Origin of the sequence: Janthinobacterium sp. BJB446 (assembly GCF_002735655.1) — a bacterium.
Taxonomy (GTDB): domain Bacteria; phylum Pseudomonadota; class Gammaproteobacteria; order Burkholderiales; family Burkholderiaceae_D; genus Janthinobacterium; species Janthinobacterium lividum.
Genome location: NZ_PDZK01000005.1, coordinates 190124 through 205253 on the forward strand (window position 1 = coordinate 190124; position 15130 = coordinate 205253).

General features: G+C 63.0%; 13 protein-coding genes. 6 read left to right on the forward strand and 7 right to left on the reverse strand.

Going from position 1 to position 15130, the window contains the following annotated elements:
* Positions 1 to 89 precede the first annotated feature (89 nt).
* Together coq7 and CSQ92_RS24990 are read right to left on the reverse strand one after the other, a co-directional pair.
* Complete coding sequence (gene coq7 / locus CSQ92_RS24985) at positions 90 to 734, reverse strand: 2-polyprenyl-3-methyl-6-methoxy-1,4-benzoquinone monooxygenase (RefSeq protein ID WP_070253827.1); 645 nt, start codon at positions 732 to 734, stop codon at positions 90 to 92.
* 85 nt (positions 735 to 819) lie between these two features.
* The gene (locus CSQ92_RS24990; protein WP_034784755.1) at positions 820 to 1251 is read right to left on the reverse strand and encodes a hypothetical protein; all 432 of its coding nucleotides are present in this window, start codon (positions 1249 to 1251) and stop codon (positions 820 to 822) included.
* Between the two features lie 148 nt (positions 1252 to 1399).
* On the opposite strand from CSQ92_RS24990, the gene CSQ92_RS24995 reads away from it, so the two are divergent.
* The 4 genes from CSQ92_RS24995 (at position 1400) to CSQ92_RS25010 (ending at position 8032) form a co-directional block, all read left to right on the forward strand.
* Positions 1400 to 2179, forward strand: coding sequence for an ABC transporter ATP-binding protein (locus tag CSQ92_RS24995; protein WP_070253857.1), 780 nt, complete (start codon positions 1400 to 1402; stop codon positions 2177 to 2179).
* A gap of 3 nt (positions 2180 to 2182) precedes the next feature.
* On the forward strand, positions 2183 to 3379 hold the full coding sequence (locus CSQ92_RS25000; RefSeq protein WP_034784752.1) for an ABC transporter permease: 1197 nt from the start codon (positions 2183 to 2185) through the stop codon (positions 3377 to 3379).
* A gap of 170 nt (positions 3380 to 3549) precedes the next feature.
* A complete protein-coding gene (locus CSQ92_RS25005) occupies positions 3550 to 4443 on the forward strand; it encodes an ABC transporter ATP-binding protein (protein ID WP_034784750.1) in 894 nt (297 codons plus the stop codon).
* 10 nt (positions 4444 to 4453) lie between these two features.
* Entirely contained in the window at positions 4454 to 8032 is a 3579-nt protein-coding gene (locus CSQ92_RS25010; RefSeq protein ID WP_099395727.1) for an ABC transporter permease/M1 family aminopeptidase, read from the forward strand.
* 52 nt (positions 8033 to 8084) lie between these two features.
* Here CSQ92_RS25010 and CSQ92_RS25015 read toward each other — a convergent pair whose 3' ends face one another.
* The 5 genes from CSQ92_RS25015 to CSQ92_RS25035 form a co-directional block, all read right to left on the reverse strand.
* Positions 8085 to 8468 carry a hypothetical protein gene (locus CSQ92_RS25015; protein WP_099395683.1) on the reverse strand — a complete coding sequence of 128 codons (384 nt, stop codon included), beginning with the start codon at positions 8466 to 8468 and terminating at the stop codon, positions 8085 to 8087.
* 170 nt (positions 8469 to 8638) lie between these two features.
* Positions 8639 to 10102 (reverse strand): catalase, encoded by a 1464-nt coding sequence (locus CSQ92_RS25020; RefSeq protein WP_099395684.1) that lies wholly within the window; start codon positions 10100 to 10102, stop codon positions 8639 to 8641.
* A 92-nt stretch (positions 10103 to 10194) separates the two neighbouring features.
* Positions 10195 to 10851, reverse strand: coding sequence for a DsbA family protein (locus CSQ92_RS25025; RefSeq protein WP_099395685.1), 657 nt, complete (start codon positions 10849 to 10851; stop codon positions 10195 to 10197).
* Between the two features lie 20 nt (positions 10852 to 10871).
* Positions 10872 to 11741 (reverse strand): MBL fold metallo-hydrolase, encoded by an 870-nt coding sequence (locus tag CSQ92_RS25030; protein WP_099395686.1) that lies wholly within the window; start codon positions 11739 to 11741, stop codon positions 10872 to 10874.
* 88 nt (positions 11742 to 11829) lie between these two features.
* Entirely contained in the window at positions 11830 to 12747 is a 918-nt protein-coding gene (locus CSQ92_RS25035; protein ID WP_099395687.1) for a LysR family transcriptional regulator, read from the reverse strand.
* Between the two features lie 99 nt (positions 12748 to 12846).
* Here CSQ92_RS25035 and CSQ92_RS25040 point away from each other — a divergent pair, with 99 nt between their 5' ends.
* Both CSQ92_RS25040 and CSQ92_RS25045 read left to right on the forward strand, forming a co-directional pair.
* A complete protein-coding gene (locus CSQ92_RS25040; RefSeq protein ID WP_257219347.1) occupies positions 12847 to 13536 on the forward strand; it encodes a hypothetical protein in 690 nt (229 codons plus the stop codon).
* Positions 13537 to 13650: 114 nt separating this feature from the next.
* A complete protein-coding gene (locus tag CSQ92_RS25045) occupies positions 13651 to 15102 on the forward strand; it encodes an alkaline phosphatase (RefSeq protein WP_099395689.1) in 1452 nt (483 codons plus the stop codon).
* The last annotated feature ends 28 nt before the right edge of the window (positions 15103 to 15130 follow it).

A 15130-nucleotide genomic window follows, 5' to 3' on the forward strand; every position in this document is an offset into this window, starting at 1 on the left:
TCGGATTAGCGCGCCAGCGCGTAATCCGACAACACCAGTAACGTCAACAATATGTCGGATTACGCGCGGCATTGCCGCGCTAATCCGACCTACAAGTAATACGCCGTCTTCGTCATGACCTTCCCCATGATGCCCATCAGCGCCTTCACTGGCGCCGGGGTATCGATGGCGCCCAGCCGCTGGGCGGCGGCGCCGTGCTCCACTTCGTCGATGGCCATCTGTTTCACAATGGCGCGCGACTTGGCGTCCTGCGGCGGCAATTCTTCCAGGTGACTGGCCAGGTGCGCTTCCACCTGGCGTTCCGTTTCCACCACAAAACCCAGGCTGCGGCCGTCGCCCATGCGCGCGGCGATGGTGCCCAGCGCAAACGAACCCGCATACCACAGGGGATTGAGCAGGCTCAGACGCGAGCCCAGCTCCGTCAGGCGCTGCGCCGTCCAGGCCAGGTGGTCTTCCTCTTCGCGTCCCGCTTCGTCGAACTGGGCGCGGATGGCCGGGCTGTGCGCATAGCGCGCCTGCGAGTTGTACAGGGCTTGTGCGCACACTTCGCCCACATGGTTGACGCGCATCAAGCCGGCACTGTGACGCTGCTCGGCCGGGCTCAGCTCCGCATCGGGCGCATGCGCGGCCGGCGTGGGGCGCGAGGCCGAGGCTACGCCCGCCATGACGCGCAGGGCTTTGTCGGCGCCAACAATCAAACGATCCAGGGGGTCAAAATGGCGGTTCGCGGTCATCGTGGCTATTCATGTAAGGGAAAACATGGATTATAGGACGATCAGGGCCAGCCGTCCCCACGCTGCGCGCAGGGTGAACGGGGCTTTATTGACTTGTGCGCGCTTTTTCCTGCTCGATCCAGTCCACCACGGGGCCGACGGCGTCCAGGCCGGACAGGCTTTTCGCCACGCCCAGGTTCAGTGAAATCAGGAAAGAAATGCTGTCGACGGGGATGTCCGGGCAGTATTCGGCAAACGCGGCGCGAAAACGCTCCGATTGCAGCACGCGCAAGACTTTCTCGCCGCTCATGAATTGCAGCACGCTGGCGATGCTGTGCCCGCCACCTATCGAGTGGTAGATAAACCGGTTGTACTTCGCGTCGATCTGCTTGAAATCGAGGGTTTCCTCCGTCATCAGGCCGGCCAGGTAGTACAGCCCCAGGCTGACGCGGAAGAAACCGATGGCTTCGGCACTGGTCATGCCGGCGCGCGCCACGGCCAGTACCTTGTCCTGCATCGCCTGATCGATCGTTTGCATTGCGCTCTCCCGCGCCGTCCGCCGGCGCCCACCGGGCCAGCTTGCATGAAGATGCTGTTTTTTTCAATAGACCAAACGATATTTCCACCTTGCAAGTTACATTTTTTGCATGCTACTCTCGTTCTTCACCGTCGAATGGATGAAGCACATGATTGAAGTCAAGCACCTGGCAAAACGTTTTCGCCTGCCGCCCCATAAGGGCAAGGGCGTGCACGTCAGCGATCCGCGCGAACATGAAGGCTGGTTTCACGCCGTACGCGACGTCAGTTTCAGCTGCGCCCCCGGCGAAGTACTGGGCCTGCTGGGCCCGAATGGCGCCGGCAAGACCACCACCCTGCGCCTGCTGTCGACGGCCTTGCAAGCGGACGCGGGCAGCGCCCTCGTCAACGGCGTCGATGTGCTGCGCCAGCCGCTGGTGGCGCGCCAGAGCATCGGTTTCCTGTCCGGCTCGACGGGGCTGTACGGCCGCCTGACGGCGCGCGAGAACGTGGAATATTTCGGCCGCCTGCATGGCATGCCGGCCGACAAGCTGAAACGCCGCTGCGACGAACTGTTTGCACTTCTGCAGATGGAGGAATACGGCGGCAAGCGGGCCGATCAGTTGTCGACAGGCATGAAACAGAAGTGCGCGATCGCCCGCACCGTCGTGCACGAGCCGCAGGTGGTGATCCTCGACGAACCGACGACGGGCCTGGACGTGATGTCGGCCAAGATCCTGCTCGACTTCATCGCCAGCTACAAGGCGCTGCGCGTGCCGCTGATCTTTTCCACGCACCACCTGCACGAGGTGGAAAAGCTGTGCGACCGCGTCTGCATCATCAACCGCGGCACCACCGCCTTCAATGGCACGGTCAACGAACTGCGCCACCTGGGCGGCAGCGCGGACTTGTACGACGCCTTTGTCAGCGTCATCAACCAGGGAGCCTGAGCCATGTGGACCATTTATCTGAAAGAGTTGCTGGAACTCACGCGCGACCGCAAGACGCTGATCTTCACCATCCTCATCCCCATCTTTGCCATGCCGCTGATCTTTGGCGGCTTCGCCTATGTCTCGAACAATATGTTCAAGAATGCCAAGACGGCGGAAATGCGCTACACGCTGTTCGGCAAGGACCATTCGCCGGGCTTGAGCGCGCGTTTTACCCAGCAGCACAACCTGCGCGAAGTGCCGCTGGCCAGCGAGGGCGATATCCGCCGCGCCATCGGCGACGACACCATCAAGTTTGCCGTCGTCATTCCGCCCCGGTTCGAAGAGGCGCTGCAGCAACAGCAACAAGCCAAGGTGGTGCTGCACTACAACAGCGCCAGCACCGTCGACGTGACCCAGCAGCGGGTGCGCGAGATCGTCGAAACCTATAACGCCAGCCTGCGCGAAGGGACGCTGTCGGCCCTGAACCTGAGTCCTGCCCAGCTGGCCTTTGCCCTCAATCCTATCGTGCTCGACAAGCAATCGACGGCCAACGAACGCGAGCAGATGGGCGCCATCGTCGGCGGCATGCTGCCCTATCTGCTGCTGATGGTGTGCCTGACGGCGGCCATGTACCCGGCCATCGACCTGGGCGCCGGCGAAAAGGAGCGGGGCACGCTGGAAACCCTGCTGCTGGCGCCCGTGCCGCGCAGCGCCATCGTGCTGGCCAAGTTCCTCGTGCTGTTTACGGTCGGCATGACCTCGGCCGTGCTGATGGTGGGCAGCATGGGCGCCCTGCTGGCCATCTTCGGCAGTTCGCTGGAAGGCAACATGGCCGTCATGGTGCGCAGCATCGGCTTGCCCGACCTGGCCATGGTGACCCTGATGCTGGTGCCGACAGCCGCCATCTTCGCCTCGCTGCTGCTGTCGATCTCGATCTACGCGAAAAGCTACAAGGAAGCGGCCGGCATGATCACGCCATTGATGCTGTTCGTCATCCTGCCCACGGTGGCGGCCATGCTGCCCGGCGTCGAGCTGAACTGGATGTGGGCCATGGTGCCGCTGACCAACGTGTCGCTGGCCATGAAGGAACTGGTCAAGGGCACCATGGATTACCGCATGTTCGGCGTGATCCTGGCCTCGACCACGGTGATCGCGGGCGCCCTGCTGATGCTGTGCCGCTGGTGGTTCAACCGGGAATCCGTATTGTTCCGCAACTAGACACGCCAGCCAGGGTGAAGCGGGGTGCCGTCCACCCCGCCCATCTGCACTCTGGCCACGCGAAAATGCCGTGTATCGCATGTAACTGCCCAGTACGTCTTAAATTCAATACAATGCCAGCATAGAGAAGCCCTGCACCATCGGGCTGCAACGCATGAGTTAGGAGTTGTATGGAATTGCAGATTCGCAAATTGTCGAAGACCTACGCGAATGGCGTGGCGGCGCTGGATAACGTGTCGCTGACGATACCGCCCGGGATGTTTGGCTTGCTGGGCCCGAATGGCGCCGGCAAGTCGACCCTGATGCGCACCCTGGCCACCTTGCAGGAATGCGATTCCGGCTCCATCTTCTTCGGCGACTACGACGTGCTCGACGACAAGGACGAGATCCGCCGCATGCTGGGCTACCTGCCGCAAGACTTCGGCCTGTACCCGAAAGTGACGGCCTACGAACTGCTCGATCACTTCGCCACCTTGAAAGGCTTGTCGCAGCGGGCGCGCCGGCGCGAGGTCGTCGATGGCCTGTTGCAGCAAACCAATCTGTTCGACGTGCGCCACCAGCGCCTGGGCAGCTTTTCCGGCGGCATGCGCCAGCGCTTCGGCATCGCGCAAGCCCTGCTGGGCGACCCGAAACTGATCATCGTCGACGAGCCGACGGCCGGCCTCGACCCGCAGGAGCGGGTGCGCTTCCATAATCTGCTGTCCGACATCGGCGAAGACAAGACGGTGATCCTGTCGACTCACATCGTGTCCGACGTGGCCGACCTGTGCGCCAACATGGCCATCATCAACAAGGGCCATTTGCTACTGTGCGGCAAGACCCAGGAACTGATCGACGAAGTCAGCTGCAAGATCTGGGCGCGTTTCGTCGAGAAGAAGGAGCTGGCCAGCTTCCAGCAGCGTCACGCCGTCATTTCCACGCGCTTGCTGTCGGGCCGCACCTTGATCCACGTCTACAGCGACGACGACCCGGGCGACGGCTTCGAGGAAGCCATCGGCGACCTGGAAGACCTGTATTTCGCCACCATTGCCGGGCGCCACCGCGTCGCCCCGCAGTGCGACTGAGGGGACGGCCATGCTTGCCATCGCCCGCTTTGAAGCGCGACAGCGGCTCAAGCTGCTGTCCACCTGGGTGTATTTCGCCATGTTTCTGGCGCTGGCCATGCTGTGGATGGCTGCCGCCGGCGGCGTCTTCAAGGAAGCGAGCATCAGTTTCGGCGGCAAGTTCCTGATCAACGCGCCCCGCTCGCTGGCGTTCACGTGCAGCCTGCTGGGCTGCTTCGGCGCCGTGGTGGTGGCCGCCATGATGGGCCGCTCGGTGCAGCAGGATTTCGAATACGGCATGCAGCATTTCTTCTTCAGCGCGCCGATCAGGAAATACCAGTATGTTTTCGGCCGCTTCCTCGGCGCCTACCTGGTGCTGGCCGTGGTGTTTTCCAGCATCGTCATCGGTGCCTGGCTGGGCGCCTGGCTGCCCGGCATCGATCCGGAACGGCTGGGGCCACAACGGGCGCTGGCCTACCTGATGCCGTATGTGTTTACGCTGCTGCCCAACCTGTTCATCTTCGGCGCCATCTTCTTCGTCATCGCGGCCCTGACGCGGCGCATGCTGCCTGTATACATCAGCTCGGTGGTCATGCTGATCGGCTACCTGGTGGCCCCGTCGCTGGCACGCGACCTCGACTACAAGACCCTGGCCGCCCTGATCGATCCTTTCGGCACGACGGCGCTGATACGCCTGACGGAATACTGGCCAAACGCGGAGCGCAACACGCGCCTGGTGACCTTGGAAGGCGTGTACCTGCTGAACCGCGCCATCTGGTCCGGCCTCGCCCTGGTGGCATTGCTGCTCGGCTACTGGCGCTTCCAGTTCCACGCCACGACGGACGCGGGCGCCGGCAAGCGCCGCAGCGAGGGCGACGTCCCGCTGCGCCTGTCAAACGCTTCGCTGTCCACGCAGGAAACACCAGACTTCGCGCAGCGCAGCCTGGCCGCCCTGCTCGTCAAGATGAGCTGGCTGAACTTGCGCGAAACCATCAAGAACATCTATTTTGTCGTCATCGTGCTGGCCGGCGTGCTGACCATGTATGCGGGCGCGCTGGACATGGGCTCCATCTACGGGACGAATACCTATCCGGTGACGGAAAAGGTGCTGGACATGGTCAACGCTTCGTTCGCCCTGTTCATGCTGATCATTACCACCTTCTACGCGGGCGAGCTGGTGTGGCGCGAACGGGAAGCGGGCACGTATCAGATGCTCGACGCCCTGCCCGTGCCGAACTGGCTGCCCCTGCTGTCGAAACTGTTTGCGCTGGTCGGCCTGCAAGCACTGCTGAGCCTGGTCATCATGCTGTGCGGCATGTCGATTCAGGTCTTCAAGGGCTATTACCGCCTCGACCCCGGCCTGTACCTGGAATCGCTGTTCCTGTCGCACTTGCCGTCCTACGCGCTGATCGCCGTGCTGGCCATCTTTTTGCAGGTATTGATCAACCACAAGTACCTGGCGTATTTCGCCATGATCCTGTACCACATCGCCAGCATCAGCTTTTCCTCGCTGGGCCTGGGCGACCCGCTGCTGCTGTATGGCAACACACCAGACCTCGTGTATTCGGCCATGAACGGCGCCGGCCACTATCTGTTGCGCGAGCGCTGGTACTTGCTGTATTGGAGCGGTGCGGCCGTCATGCTGACGGTGCTGTCCCTGCTGTTCTGGCCCCGCGGCGCGCAGGATAGCTGGCGCATCCGTCTGCGCCTGGCGCGCCATGGCCTGACGCACGGCGTACTGGCCAGCTTTGCCGGCGGCGCCCTGCTCTTCCTCGGCACCGGCACGGTGCTGTTCTACGTCTTCCACGTGGCCAACGATTACAAGTCCGAATTCGCCCGCGATGCGGACCGCGCCAGTGTCGAGCGCCAGTACCGCAAGTTTGCCGCCACGCCGCAGCCGAGAATCACCGACGTGAAACTCGACGTGGCCATCTATCCGGCGCAGCGCACCCTCGCCGTCACGGGCCGCTATGTGCTGCAAAACAAGACCAGCCTGCCGATCAGCCACATTTTTGTGCAGCAAGACCCGACCTCCACCATGCGCCTGCGTTTTGACGCGCGCGTGCATCCCGGCCTCGATGATGGCAAGCTGGGCTTCTACAGCTACCGCCTGGCCGCGCCACTGGCGCCGGGCGCCACCCTGGGCCTCGATTTCGACGTCCGCTATGCGCCGCGCGGCATCTTCGGCCTGGGCCAGGACACGCCCGTGGTCGCCAACGGCACCTTCTTCACGAATGCCGTGCTGCCGCACATCGGCTACCAGGCGCAGCAGGAATTGACGGACCCGCGCGACCGCAAGAAACACGGCTTGCCCGCGCGCGAACGGGCCTTGCCGCGCGACGATGCGAAGGGATTGGCCGACAATTACGTCAGCAACGACGCCGACCGCATCAACTTCGACGCCACCGTCAGCACCGTCGATGGCCAGACGGCCATCGCGCCTGGCATGCTGGACAACGACTGGATCGCCAAGGGCCGCCATTACTTCCACTACACGATGGAGCAGCCGATCCTGAATTTCTACGCGTTCCAGTCAGCCCGCTACGCCGTCAGGCACGAGCGCTGGCAAGACGTGGCCATCGACGTGTATTACCACCCGGGCCATGAATACAATCTGGACCGCTTCGTGCGCGGCAGCAAGGAAGCGCTCGAGTACTACACGAAAAACTTCGGCCCTTACCAGCACAAGATCCTGCGCATCGTCGAGTTCCCCCGCTACGCCACGTTTGCGCAATCGTTCCCGAACACGATACCGTACTCGGAAGGGCTGGGCTTCATCGCCAAGGTGGATGACAAGAACCCGAAAGACATCGATTATCCGTTCTACGTCACGGCGCATGAAGTGGCGCATCAGTGGTGGGCGCATCAATTGGTGGGCGGCAATACGCGCGGCGCTACCGTGCTCAGCGAAACCCTGGCCGAATATTCGGCCCTGATGGTGATGAAGAAAACCGTGGGGCCGGCCAAGATGCGCCGCTTCCTGCGCTATGACCTGAATCAATACCTGATGGGGCGCAGCGAAGAGCGCAAGAAGGAATTGCCGCTGGCCGAGAATGAAAACCAGGCCTATATCCACTACAACAAGGGTAGCCTGGCCATGTACTTGCTGCAAGACATCATCGGCGAAGACAAGGTCAACGGCGTGCTGCGCGACTTGCTCAAGACCTATGGCCAGAAAGGCCCACCGTATGCGAGCGTGACAGCCCTGATTGCCGGCTTGCGCCAGGTCGCGCCGCCCGAGCAGGCTTACCTGATCGACGACCTGTTCGAGAAAATCGTGCTGTTCGACAACCGCGCCCTGTCGGCCACGGCCACGAAACGCAGCGACGGCAAGTACGCCGTCACCATCAAGGTGCAGGCGAGCAAATTGACGGCCGGCGAACAGGGCGAGGAACATGACGCGCCCCTGCACGACTGGATCGAGATCGGCGTCGACGACGCGAATGGCCATCCGCTGCTGCGCGAACGCCTGCGCATGACGAAGCGCGAAGCGAGCTATACCGTCATCGTCGGCAGCCGCCCCGACAAGGCGGGCATCGATCCCGACAACAAGCTGATCGACCGCAAGCCGGACGACAATATGGTCACCGTCGACATCGCCGAAGCATGACAAAAAATGGCCACCCTGAACAGGTGGCCATTTTTTAAGTGTCAGGCGCTCATCAGGCTGCGGCGGAACGCGTTACCAGGCTCAGGCTGATGCCCATTTCCGTCAGGTGCTGCATGTCGGCCAGCGAGAGGTCGAGCGGCGCATCGAGCGTATCGTCGCCATTCAACTCCAGTTGCAGTTCGGCCACGACGCGCGGCATGCTGAAGCTGACGCCGCGCGAGCGGCATTCGGCCAGGTAGCTGCGTATGCGCGAGGGCAACACTTGCGATTTGGATGCCTGCGCGATCAGCACCTCGAAGCCGGAATCGAGATGCACGCGGCCCGCGCCCTTCGCCTCGCCCTTGCGCCATTGCCGTTCCGGATCGGTGGGCAAGACTTCAAGGATGGATTTGAGCGTGGGGTCATCCCCATGCACCGACAGCTTCGCCATATTCATATTGCAAGACTTTCTAGTCAGGGCGCCGCCAGGAAGACGGCGCGATCATCAGACCGACAAGTCTACGCATGGGCGGCAAATATGTCCATACGGCAATATTTGGTATTCATCTCTAATTTGTGCTGGATCAACAACAGGCGGAACCAGCTTGTTCCGCCTGCAATACACGCTTACAGGGTCACGCCACGCGCCTGCAGGGCGGCGCGCACGCCGGCGCCGTAGGCGGCATCGGCCCGGTCGAAGTGCCCCAGCTGACGCTGCAAGGTTTCCGGCCGCACCTGGCTCAAGGGACCGGCCAGGTTATCGAACAGGTTCTGCTTGGCCTGTGCCGACATCAAACGGAACAGATTGCCGGCCTGCGTAAAGTCGTCTTCCACGCCGCGGCCATCGTAGCGCGCCGCGCCGCCATCGAGCGCCAGCGCCCCCTCGCCATGGCCCAGGCCTTGCGGTTGCGTGCCCGCCGCCGCCACGTTCGCATAGTTGCGCGCCGCGCCGCCATTGTGGATCGCCATGCCGCCGTCGCGCTGCTGGTTATGGAAGGGGCAGCGGGCCGCATTCACGGGCAGATGCTGGTGGTTCGTGCCGACCCGGTACAGCTGGGCGTCGTGGTAGGCGAACAGCCGGCCTTGCAGCATCTTGTCCGGCGAATAGCCCATGCCCGGCACGGCGTTGGCCGGCGAAAAGGCCGCCTGCTCGACTTCCGCGTGGTAATTGTCCGGGTTGCGGTTCAACTCGAAGATGCCTACCGGCAGCAGCGGGAAGTCCGCATGCGGCCATACTTTCGTCAGGTCGAACGGGTTCCAGCCCGTGCGCTGCTCCCATGCATCGAGCTGCTCCTGCGTGGCCACCTGCAGCTTGACTTCCCACTGGGGGAAGTCACCGCGTTCGATGGCGCCGAACAGGTCGCGCTGGGCGTAATCGGGGTCGGCGCCGGCCAGGCGGCCCGCTTCCGCGGCAGGCAGATTCCTGATGCCCTGGCGCGTCTTGAAGTGCCATTTCACATACACGCGCTGGCCGTCGGCATTGATCAGGCTATACGTGTGGCTGCCGAAGCCATCCATGTGGCGGTAGCCGTCCGGCGTGCCGCGGTCCGAGAACAGCATGGTGACCTGGTGCAGGCTTTCCGGCGCATGGCTCCAGAAATCGAACATCATCTCGGCCGATTTCAGGTTGCTTTGCGGATCGCGCTTTTGCGTGTGGACGAAATCGGGGAACTTGATCGGATCCTTGATGAAGAACATGGGCGTGTTGTTGCCAACCAAATCCCAGTTGCCCTCTTCCGTATAGAAGCGCACGGCGAAGCCGCGCGGGTCGCGTTCCGTGTCTGCACTGCCGCGTTCGCCTCCGACGGTGGAAAAGCGCGCAAAGGTTGCCGTCTGCTTGCCCACTTCACTGAACAGCTTGGCCTTGGTGTAACGCGAAATGTCGTGCGTGACGGTAAAGGTGCCGTAGGCGCCCGAACCTTTTGCGTGGACGACGCGCTCGGGGATGCGCTCGCGGTTGAAATGCTGGAGTTTTTCGATCAGGTGGAAGTCTTGCAGCAGCAGCGGGCCACGGGGACCGGCGCTGATGGAATTCTGGTTGTCGGCGACGGGGATGCCCGAGGCGGTACTGAATGGCGGCTGTTGGCTCATGCTGCTTTTCCTTCGTTGTTGACTAATGGAAGCAGTGTAACGAGGTCAACAACAAAGGAAAAGTTAATTGATTTTATCGAATCGATAGCTATTTACAATGCGCACCCTTGCGCATCGCACACGCCACCCAGTTGCGCCTGCAACTTCGCGGGCTGCCCCAGGAAGCCGCCGATATCGATCACGGACAGCGTGCCGCTGCCATCGTCGAGCACGAACGTGGGAAAGCCCTGCCCGCCCATCTGCGCCAGCAAGGCGCGGCTGGCATCGATATGCCGTTGCGTGGCAGCGCCCGCCTGTTGCGCATACGCGGCCTGGAATGCCGTCCCATCGATGCCCAGCTCTTGCGCCAAGGTCACCAGCACGGGCAGGTCGGCGATGCGCAAGCCGTCCACGTAGTGAGCGCGTTGCACGCGCTGCAGCATGTCCAGGCCCTTGCCGGCCAGCGATTCGGCCGCCAGGATGGCCGTGATCGGCGGTTCGGAATCCAGCATGGCCGTCGTGTCGTTCAGCAAGCCGTTGACGTAGGCGTCGCCGAAGGGCTGGCCCGACAATTGCTCGATGCGCCGGTCATGCGGCAGCACATAGCCGCGCCAGGCGGACGTGATCTGGCGGCGATTACTGCCCGTCATCATGCCGCCGCCGTGAAACGCCAGCGTCAGTCCGGGCACGGCGCGCGCCGCCTCGACCAGCGGCGCGGCACCGTAGCACCAGCCGCACAGGGGGTCGAAAATGTAGTGCAGTGTGGGCATGCTTGGCTCCTTGTTGCCGCTTACCATTTCATTTCGCCCTTGGCCACCTTGGCGCTGGTTTCCAGGGCGCCATCGAGGCCCAACTTCGGATAGCGCATTTTCATCGCTTCGATCAGGGCGGCCGAATTGGCGGCTTTGGCCGTTTCCGCTTCAAACGTCACCAGATAGTCGCGCGTAAAACTGATGCTGTCCGGCGTCAGGGGCGAACCCACCTTGAAGTGACCGGGCACGACGGTGACGGGTTTCAGGGCGGCGATGCCGTCCAGTGTCTTGAGCCAGTCCTGGCGCGATTGCAGGCTTTGCGTATCGGCCGTCCACACGTGCAAGTTGCCAAACAGTACCACGCCGCCGACGACGGCCTTGATCGATGGAATCCACACATAGGTGCGCGCTGGCGTCGGGCCGGCGATATCCAGCGACTGGCCTTCCAGGCTGATGCGCTTGCCTTGCAACGCTTCGGGAATGACGATGCTTTTCGGCGCATTGTCTTTCAGGATAGGCCCCCAGTAGCCGACCTTGGCGTCGGCCTTGCGGCGGATTTCCGCGACTGTTTCCGGCGTGGCAACGATTTTCGCCTGCGGGAAAGCGGCCTTGATCACGTCGAGGCCAAAGTAAAAATCGGGATCGCTGTGGCTGATATACACGGTCGTCAGTTTCTTGCCGCTGGCGTGTATCTTCTCCACCAGCTTTTGCGCTTCGGCGCGCGAGAATTGCGCATCGATCAGCACGGCGTCATGCTTGCCCGCAACCAGCACGGAAGCGACAGGGAAGATCGCCGCTTCGCCCGGATTGAAGACTTCCAGGGTCAAGGGAGCGCTGGCAGCGGCCGACGCGGCGCCGGCGGCAAACAGGGTGGAAACAAGAACGCTGCTGATGGATTTGGAGAACATGCTGTGCCTTCACAAAATGATTGGGATGCATGCATCTTACGTTGCTCAATCCGGCAGAAAAACCCATTAAAGCGCAATAGTTTGTTGCTTATTTCGGATGAATAGACAGCTGCCGCGCCAACGCATGCAGCCATTGCCCCGCCAGCGCGCCATCCCACACGAGCAGCACCTGTTCGCTGCAATCGACACTGCCGGCCAACTCGACCTGCAGCAAATCGTGCGCGCGCACGGCGAAGTCGGGCAGGTAGGCCAGCGCCCGGCCGGACTGCACATAGCCCAGCAGCAGCTGCACGTCGTCGCTCCAGTAGCGGATGGTGCGCCCTGCCACCCCGCGCCAGCCATCGGCATGGCGGCCCCGCTCCTCGCCGCACAGCAGGGAGTGGGCAGGGCTGGCAAACGCGTGCGGCAAGACGTCCTGCATGGCGCAGCGCACGGATGCGCAGGCTGCCGGCACGCCGCGCGCCAGCACATGGCCGCGCCCGGCCGCCAGCAGCATGCGCATGCTGCCCAGCGCCGTGCTGTGCCAGGTGACAGGCCAGTCGGCGCCGCGCTGGGCGATGGCGTCCTGCGTCACCAGTGCCGCATGGCAATCGCCGCGCGCCAGGGCCGCCAGCGCCGCATCCTCGAAAGCCGGTTGCAAACGCACGCTGGCCTGCGGATAGGCGTCCAGCGCCGCCGCCAGGGTCTCCGCGTGGCGCCACAGCAGCAAGGCAGGGCCGGCGATGCGGCCATCGATGGCGCCCCGTTCGCCCATCACGTCCAGGCGCGCCTGTTCGGCCAGCGCCAGCAAGGTGCGCGCACGCTCGAGCAGCAAACGGCCGCTGTCGTTGAGCAGCAATTGCTTGCCGCTCCGGTCAAACAGGGGTGCGCCCATGTCCCCCTCCAGGCGGCGCAAGGCTTTCGACACGGCCGATGGCGTCAGGTGCAATTCCAGCGCCGCCGCGCCCAGGGTCGGCTGGCGCGCGGCGCTGCAAAACACGCGCAGGTCGGCAAGGCTCATGTGCATGATGATTTCCAAATGGGACACAAAAGGTGAAAAATGGTTGCTGTACCGTCCATGATACCGCCCCTATCATCCTGGTATTAAAACTCATCACGTCCTCACATGCTACGTTTCTTCCTTCCCGCCCTGCTCCTGATGCTGTCCAGCCTCGCCCACGCCGCGCCCCCGACCTGGGGCCTGCACGGCATGGTGCTGTTTGGCGGCAAGCAAGGGCTGTATGCCTCGCACCTGCCGATGTTCCATGCGCCGCACGATTACCAGGTGGTGCTGCAACTACGGCTGGCCGACGCCGCCCTCGATGCGCGGCTGCGCCAGCAGCTCGATGGCCGTACGGCGCTGTGGACCCTCGAACCGGAACATTTCGAGCTGGCGCGCTTGCTGCCCGCCGCGCCGCTGCCGCTGCGCCAGTTCCGCGCGACGGTGGTGCGCGGGCACTTCGAGAAGGCTGGAAAAGCCGAACCCGGCTACGGCGCTGCCGCCATCATCGTCGAGCGCGTCCTGCTGATGCGCCAGTTGTCGCCGGCACCCGCCGCGCACGCCAGCGCACGCTATCTGCAGGTGGGCGACGGCACGCAGCGCTTCCTCGTCAAGCGCATCGACAGCCGCCCCGATTTCGAACATATCGTCGCCTGGACCAGCCCTGCGCAGGCGCCGCATGGCGACATCGTGGCAGCCAAGCGGGGCGTGCAGGAAACCCCGGCCGCCAGCTTGCAAGCGGCCTTGCGCGCGCAGCTGGGAACAACGGCCCGCTTGCGCGGCACGGTGTACTTTTCCACCGAGGACGTGCGCTAAAACAACACGCCAGGCGGACGCGCACCGGCGTGGCCAAATGTGTCACAGCGTCATGAGGGCGTCACATTGGATTGTTATCTTGCTAGCTCTTTCAAACCTAGCCGGATGAACCACATGACACGCAGAAAAATTTCCGTCGCTGGCTGCAGCGTCGCCATCACCCTGATGCTGGCCGCCTGCGGCAGCGACGCCAAAAAAGAAGAGGTAGTGGCTGAAGCACCGCCGAAAAACGTCATCTTCTTCCTCGGCGACGGCATGGGCCTGACCACCATGACGGCCGCGCGCATCTATTCGGTGGGCGAAGAGGGTGCGCTGACCATGGACACCCTGCCGGAAACGGCCTTCGTCAAGACGTTCTCGAACGATGCGCAAGTGACGGACAGCGCGCCATCGATGGCCGCCTACATGACGGGCGTCAAGATGAACAATGAAGTCATCTCGATGTCGGCCAACACGGTCGCCATCGATCCGGGCACGGATGCGAACGGCAACAAGCTGGTCAACAAATGCGGCACCGGCAACGGCACGCCCGCTACCACCCTGCTGGAACTGGCCAAGGCCAAGGGCTTTGCCGCCGGCGTCGTCAGCACGGCGCGCGTGACGCACGCCACGCCGGCGGCGACCTATTCGCACATCTGCCACCGCGACCTGGAAAACGATATCGCCGCGGCCCTGGTGCCTGGCGGCACGGGCTACAACAGCGCGCTGGGCACTGCCGGCCTGGACGTGGTCCTCGGTGGCGGCGCGCAATTCTTCAAGCCGTTCAAGGATGGCGGCAAGCGTTCCGACGGACGCGACCTGCTCGCCGAACTGAAAGCGAAGAGCTACACGGTCGCTAACACGGGCGCCGACTTCAAGGCCGTCGATGCGGCCAAGACGGAGCGGCTGTTCGGCGTGTTCACGTCCAGCCACATGAGCTACGATCTGGACCGCGATGCAGCCAAAGAGCCTAGCCTGGCGGAAATGACCACCAAGGCCATGGACGTATTGGCCAAGAACAAGAAGGGTTATTTCCTGATGGTCGAAGGCGGCCGCATCGACCATGCGCTGCACGAAACCACGGCCAAGAAAGCGCTGCAAGATACCGTCGCATTCGATAACGCCATCAAGGCGGCCATCGACAAAGCCAAGCTCACCGACCCGACCCTGGCCAATACCCTGATCGTCGTCACGGCCGACCATGACCACACCCTGGTGCTGAACGGCTACGCCAAGCGCACGGGCAAGACGGCTGCCGGCAACCCTGGCGTGCTGGGCGTGGTGAAGAACTACGTGACCGGCGCGGTCGAGAAAGACCTCGACGGCGCACCGTATTCGATCATCGGCTTCGGCAATGGCGAAAACCGCACCCAGTCGAGCCGCGCCGCCATGGCCAGCCTCGATGAAACCGTCACCAGCGCCAATACTTACCACCAGGAAGCGGTGATCCGCACCACGGCGGGCAATGAAACCCACGGCGGCACCGACGTCTTCCTGGGCGCCATCGGCAAGGGTTCGGAAACCTTCCTCGGCACCATCGACAACACCAAAGTATTCGGCCTGGTCAAGACCGCCGGCGGTCTGTAATCCCCAAGAGACAAGAATTGGACAAGCA

What these genes read in the sequence shown, in the direction of transcription:
- coq7 (WP_070253827.1), bottom strand. Translation starts at nt 734, where the DNA reads ATGACCGCGAACCGCCATTTTGACCCCCTGGATCGTTTGATTGTTGGC.
- CSQ92_RS24990 (WP_034784755.1), bottom strand. Translation starts at nt 1,251, where the DNA reads ATGCAAACGATCGATCAGGCGATGCAGGACAAGGTACTGGCCGTGGCG.
- CSQ92_RS24995 (WP_070253857.1), top strand. Translation starts at nt 1,400, where the DNA reads ATGATTGAAGTCAAGCACCTGGCAAAACGTTTTCGCCTGCCGCCCCAT.
- CSQ92_RS25000 (WP_034784752.1), top strand. Translation starts at nt 2,183, where the DNA reads ATGTGGACCATTTATCTGAAAGAGTTGCTGGAACTCACGCGCGACCGC.
- CSQ92_RS25005 (WP_034784750.1), top strand. Translation starts at nt 3,550, where the DNA reads ATGGAATTGCAGATTCGCAAATTGTCGAAGACCTACGCGAATGGCGTG.
- CSQ92_RS25010 (WP_099395727.1), top strand. Translation starts at nt 4,454, where the DNA reads ATGCTTGCCATCGCCCGCTTTGAAGCGCGACAGCGGCTCAAGCTGCTG.
- CSQ92_RS25015 (WP_099395683.1), bottom strand. Translation starts at nt 8,468, where the DNA reads ATGAATATGGCGAAGCTGTCGGTGCATGGGGATGACCCCACGCTCAAA.
- CSQ92_RS25020 (WP_099395684.1), bottom strand. Translation starts at nt 10,102, where the DNA reads ATGAGCCAACAGCCGCCATTCAGTACCGCCTCGGGCATCCCCGTCGCC.
- CSQ92_RS25025 (WP_099395685.1), bottom strand. Translation starts at nt 10,851, where the DNA reads ATGCCCACACTGCACTACATTTTCGACCCCCTGTGCGGCTGGTGCTAC.
- CSQ92_RS25030 (WP_099395686.1), bottom strand. Translation starts at nt 11,741, where the DNA reads ATGTTCTCCAAATCCATCAGCAGCGTTCTTGTTTCCACCCTGTTTGCC.
- CSQ92_RS25035 (WP_099395687.1), bottom strand. Translation starts at nt 12,747, where the DNA reads ATGCACATGAGCCTTGCCGACCTGCGCGTGTTTTGCAGCGCCGCGCGC.
- CSQ92_RS25040 (WP_257219347.1), top strand. Translation starts at nt 12,847, where the DNA reads ATGCTACGTTTCTTCCTTCCCGCCCTGCTCCTGATGCTGTCCAGCCTC.
- CSQ92_RS25045 (WP_099395689.1), top strand. Translation starts at nt 13,651, where the DNA reads ATGACACGCAGAAAAATTTCCGTCGCTGGCTGCAGCGTCGCCATCACC.